Genomic DNA, 1,444 nt, shown 5'->3' with positions numbered 1-1,444 from the left:
GCAAGACGTGAGCGTGAACCATGGTTGCTGGCCAGCAATTTAGTTCAGAGCGAGTGGAATCCGGCAAAGATCGTGGCGGTTTACAAACGACGCATGCAAATTGAGGAAGGTTTCAGAGATGTGAAAAATGAGCACTTGGGATTGGGTCTGAATCTACATCGCAGCCATTGCCTGCATCGTATTGAAATACTGCTGTTGATTGCCGCTCTCGTCAATTACCTGCTCTTTTTAACGGGGCTTCAGGCTCGCCAAAGTAACTTGGAGCGGCGGTATCAAAGCAACAGTCTCAGAGAACGACGAGTGCTTTCATTGTGGCGGCTTGGCTTGGAATACTGGCGTAGGTGCATAGAGTTCGGAGGCAGCGGAGACTGGGAAAAATTGGAGAAAGCTCTGCGCGATGAGGTGCATCATCAGGCGCAGAGCCTGGAGTAGATTTGTGGGGATCCCTCAGGGACAGACCACGTTTTTTTGATAATTACTAAAACGTGATCTGTTCCCACCCCCACTATTGGTCGTATCAAGTACAGTTTTCTCGAGATTTAGCCGACTGTGGAATACGTCCACCCTTTCCGTTTTTTTTCATTTTAGCGATATATTCTTTATAAAGCGGACACGCGTCGGACTTCATACCTATATCCCAATACGCATCTGCCAAATTCAATATTGCAACGACTCTCTCCGGGAATTTTTTATGAATCTCCTGCAAAAGCAAAGCAGCTAAAACGCTATTCTTGTTACGATACAAATAATAGGCATAATCATTTAGCGGCCCGACATTATCATCGGACACTATCAAAGTCAGCTCATACACCAGCTCTTGGGGAATGCTCCTTCTTACTTTGTTACCGCCATCATCGACCCCATAAAACAACTCTCCTTTTTCGCCCTGAGGAAACTTACCAAGGATGTATTTAAAATCTTTCCTGACTTCTGCAAGCTGAGCCTCATCATTCAAAGAACTAAAATTAGGCCCATTTTCAGAGAACTGAGAAAACAGCGTGCAACACGCTATACGCTGAACATCAAACTGCTGCGGAAACAAAGCTTCAATTGGTACCTTCTCACCACCCAAGGTATACTTTTCATCCCTACTAGGTTCAACCCATGTAGATTTTTTATAGAGTACCCAATCTTTCTGCGCAGAGCTCCATCTAAAACTATACTGCGTAAGATCAGTATTACGAGTATAAAAATCCAATAACAACGAGAATTCGCCTGGGAGATAACCCACTGACAGCCCACCATCTCCAAGTTCAAAATCCCCCGAAACTGACTTGTCGCTCCGTAAGCGTCTGGCCAAGTCACCTTCAAAACTCCATCGCCCTTAATCGCCAGGATTTTCATGCGCCAACGAAGCTCTTATCCCAAACCGTTCAAAGCCCAGGTCGTTCAGGAATGCCTTCAGCCCGGCGCCACCGTTTCAAGCGTCGCCATCGCTCACGGC

3 protein-coding genes are annotated in these 1,444 nt (G+C 46.3%); 2 read left to right on the top strand and 1 reads right to left on the bottom strand.

The features are described 5' to 3' along the window. A partial coding sequence (locus AACY18_RS27875; RefSeq protein ID WP_339466843.1) for a transposase occupies nt 1-432 on the top strand: 432 nt, incomplete at its 5' end. 85 nt (nt 433-517) lie between these two features. Here AACY18_RS27875 and AACY18_RS27870 read toward each other — a convergent pair. After that, nucleotides 518-1,300, bottom strand: a complete 783-nt coding sequence (locus AACY18_RS27870) for a tetratricopeptide repeat protein (protein ID WP_339466842.1) — start codon at nt 1,298-1,300, stop codon at nt 518-520. Between the two features lie 42 nt (nt 1,301-1,342). On the opposite strand from AACY18_RS27870, the gene AACY18_RS28250 reads away from it, so the two are divergent. Continuing rightward, the coding region (locus AACY18_RS28250; protein ID WP_445261970.1) for a transposase at nt 1,343-1,444 on the top strand (102 nt) is incomplete at its 3' end.

The sequence above is a fragment of the Pseudomonas sp. EA_65y_Pfl2_P74 genome (assembly GCF_963970575.1).
Taxonomy (GTDB): domain Bacteria; phylum Pseudomonadota; class Gammaproteobacteria; order Pseudomonadales; family Pseudomonadaceae; genus Aquipseudomonas; species Aquipseudomonas baetica_A.
This window is presented reverse-complemented; position numbering and strand designations above follow the sequence as displayed.